At 68.2% G+C, this 3,473-nt stretch carries 3 protein-coding genes; all 3 read right to left on the bottom strand.

The window, feature by feature from the left end; translation table 11 throughout:
• Positions 1-27: 27 nt before the first annotated feature.
• The gene (gene pstS / locus VFX99_RS16175) at positions 28-1,137 is read right to left on the bottom strand and encodes a phosphate ABC transporter substrate-binding protein PstS (protein WP_329667316.1); all 1,110 of its coding nucleotides are present in this window, start codon (positions 1,135-1,137) and stop codon (positions 28-30) included.
• Between the two features lie 143 nt (positions 1,138-1,280).
• Positions 1,281-2,219 (bottom strand): NUDIX hydrolase, encoded by a 939-nt coding sequence (locus VFX99_RS16170; RefSeq protein WP_329667315.1) that lies wholly within the window; start codon positions 2,217-2,219, stop codon positions 1,281-1,283.
• On the bottom strand, positions 2,216-3,473 hold a 1,258-nt coding region (ppk1, locus tag VFX99_RS16165; protein WP_329667314.1), incomplete at its 5' end, for a polyphosphate kinase 1. The genes ppk1 and VFX99_RS16170, both read right to left, overlap by 4 nt.

The raw sequence follows: 3,473 nt of genomic DNA, 5'->3' as shown, positions 1-3,473 counted from the left end.
TTTGGGCCCGGGCCGGGAATCGACTGACTACTCGGTGACGATCAGGTCGATCGCCGCGTTGACCTGCTCCGTGAGCGACTCGGAGATCGGTGCGTTGCCGGCGGCCTCCGCGGCGGCCTGCTGGCCCTCGGGGCTCGCGATGTACTGGAGGAAGCCCTTGACCAGCGTGGCGGTCGCGGGGTCGGTGTACTCCTCGCACGCGATCATGTAGCTGACCAGGACGATCGGGTAGACGCCGGCCTCTTCCGAGGTGCGGTCCAGCTCGATCGCGAGGTCGCCCTCGGTGCGGCCCTCTTCGAACGGCGAAGCGTCGACGATGGCGGCGGCGGCCTCCGGCGAGTAGGTGACGAACTCGTCGCCGACCTGAACGGCTGCCGTGGCGAGTCCCTCCTCGGCAGCGCGCGACGCGTCGGCGTAGCCGACGGTGCCGTTGCCACCGGAGACGGCGGAGACGACGCCCGAGGTGCCCTGCGCGGCCTCGCCGCTGGAGAGCGGCCACACGCCGTCGGGCTCCGAGGTCCAGACGTCGGGCGCGGTCGCGAACAGGTAGTCCGTGAAGTTCTCGGTCGTGCCCGAGTCGTCGGCGCGGTGCACCGGCGTCACGGCCAGATCGGGAAGCGCGACGCCCTCATTCAGCGCAGCGATCGCCGGGTCGTTCCAGTTGGTGATGGTGCCGGCGAACAGCCCGGCGATCGTGGCGGCATCGAGGTTGAGCTCGTCGACACCCTCGAGGTTGAAGATCACCGCGATGGGGGAGATGTAGGTCGGCAGCTCGATGATGTTCGTGTCCGCGACGCAGCCGTCGAACGGGCCCGCCTCGAGCTCTTCGATCTTGAACGCGCGGTCGGATCCGGCGAATGCGACGGCGCCGGCCTGGAACGACTCGCGGCCCGCGCCGGAACCGGCGGGGTCGTAGTTGATGGTCACGTCCGGGTTGGCACCCTGGAAGCCGGCGGTCCAGGTCTGAACCGCGACCTCCTGCGACGAGGCGCCCGAGCCGGCGAGTTCGCCGGAAAGACCGGCCGGAGCCGACGGGTCGGCCGGCGTTCCGCCGGCCTCGTTCGCGGCGCAGGCGGTGAGCGAGAGGGCCGCGATCGCGCCGATGGCGCCGATCTTGGCAATTCGGGTGAGCTTCACTGTGAATCCTTCACGGTTATCGGGATGCGCGCCCTGGTGCGGGGCACGCACCGACCGTAGACAGCGACTCTTAAGAGAGTGGGCGACGACGGTGAACGGAAGGTGAACGCGGCAAGGTCAGACGGGAGAAAGGCTGCCCGCTGCTACGTCTTCGGCGCGTGCGTCTCGATCGCAACGATGCCCGAACCGGGGTTGTCGACCGACAGATGCACCACGGAGAATGCGCCGGCTTCGAGCGCCGAGGCGCTGCCCAGATACGACCCGCGGAGGGTGCCGGTGGCGAGTGCTATCTCCGTCAGGATCTCCGGCAGCACGGGGCCGTGCGTGCACAGCACCGCGGGCTTGCGCGTGCGCACCCGCTCGCCGATGATCGTGCGGGCGTCCGATTTGCCCTCTTCCCACGCGTCCTGACTGATCAGCTCGGTCTTGTCGATCTTGCGCCCGAGTGCCGCCGACAGGGGCTGGACGGTCTTCACGCATCGGACGGCGGGGCTTGAGACGATCTTCCGTGTGCCGAACGCCAGCAGCGGGCCCACGATCGAGTTGGCCTGGCTGCGTCCTCGGGGCGAGAGGGGTCGCGCCGCGTCGGCGCCGTTCCACTCCTCCCGTGCGACGGCCTTCGCGTGGCGCAGTGCGATGATCGGGAACGTGCGCAGCACGCCTTCGTCGACGAGCCGCGCGAAGTGCTCCAGGATCTCGGTGTCGACGGGGTAGCTCAGCCGCTTGAAGGCCTTTTTCAGGCTCACCCACTCGAGGGCAGCGATCTCCTTGTTCGGCACGAACGCCGACGAGCGGATCGCGGCATCCGTGGCCTCCGCCGCCCAGTAGTGCACGATCTTCTCGCGTCGGTTCGGCATCCGGTAGCGCGAGACCCCTACGGGAACGCCGAGGCTCACACGGATGCCGGTCTCTTCGAAGATCTCGCGGCTCGCGGTCTCGGCGAGCATCTCGCCGGGGTCCACCTTGCCCTTGGGCAGCGTGACGTCTTTATAGCGGGTGCGGTGGATCAGCAGGACCAGCAGCTTGCCCTCGACCACGCGCCACAGGACCCCTCCCGCCGCGTAGACGGCGGTCTCGGTCATCGTGCCGCCCGGGCCCGACGGCGACGCTGGACGTTGGCCATGGTGCGATCCTGGATGTCGACCAGCGGCTTGCCGTCCGCATCGAGGCTGTGCCGCTTCCAGTCGCCCTCCGGACCCAGCCACCACGAGCTGGTGTCGTCGCTCATCGCGAGGGCGAACAGGTCGGACAACTCCTGCAGGTGGGTGGGCGCGACCACGCGGACGAGGGCCTCGACGCGGCGATCCAGGTTGCGGTGCATCATGTCGGCGCTGCCGATGTAGACCTGCGGCTCGCCGTCGTTCTCGAACATGAACAGCCGGGAGTGCTCCAGGTAGCGGCCGAGGATGCTGCGCACCCGGATGTTCTCGCTCATGCCCGGGACGCCGGGCTTGAGTGAGCAGATCCCGCGGACCCACACGTCGACCGGGACTCCCGCCTGGCTCGCCTGGTAGAGCGCGTCGATGATCTGCTCGTCGACCATCGAGTTGACCTTGATGCGGATGCTGGAGGGCTTGCCGGCGAGTGCGTTTCGACGTTCCTTGTCGATGAGTCGCAGAAGCCCCTTCCGAAGGTGCAGCGGTGCGACGAGAAGTCGCTTGAACTTCTTCTCGATCGCGTATCCGGAGAGCTCGTTGAAGAGGCGGGTCAGGTCGCGCCCGACCTGGTCGTCGACGGTGAACAGCCCGAAATCCTCGTAGATGCGGCTCGTCTTCGGGTTGTAGTTGCCCGTGCCGACGTGGCTGTAGTGGCGCAGCCGTCCTTCTTCCTCGCGGATCACGAGGGCGAGCTTGCAGTGGGTCTTCAGCCCGACCAGTCCGTAGACGACGTGCACGCCTGCCTTCTCGAGCTTGCGCGCCCACACGATGTTCGCGGCCTCGTCGAAGCGCGCCTTCACCTCGACCAGCGCGAGGACCTGCTTGCCGGACTCGGCCGCGTCGATCAGGGACTGCACGATGGGGCTGTCGCCCGAGGTGCGGTACAGGGTCTGCTTGATGGCCAGGACGTGCGGGTCCTTTGCGGCCTGCTCGAGGAATGCCTGCACGCTGGTGGCGAAGGACTCGTACGGATGGTGCACGAGGACATCGGCCTTGCGGACGGCGGCGAAGATGTCGGAGCGCCCATTCTGCTCGCGGGGCTTGAACGGCAGCGGGGTCGTCGGCACGTGCGGGGGATAGTGCAATTCCGGGCGGTCGATCCTCGCGAGATCGAACAGCCCGCGCAGGTCGAGCGACCCGGGAAGCCGGTAGACCTCCTGCGCCGTGATGTCCAGCTCG

This window comes from Microbacterium sp. (assembly GCF_036277215.1).
Classification (GTDB): Bacteria; Actinomycetota; Actinomycetes; order Actinomycetales; family Microbacteriaceae; genus Microbacterium.
This window is presented reverse-complemented; position numbering and strand designations above follow the sequence as displayed.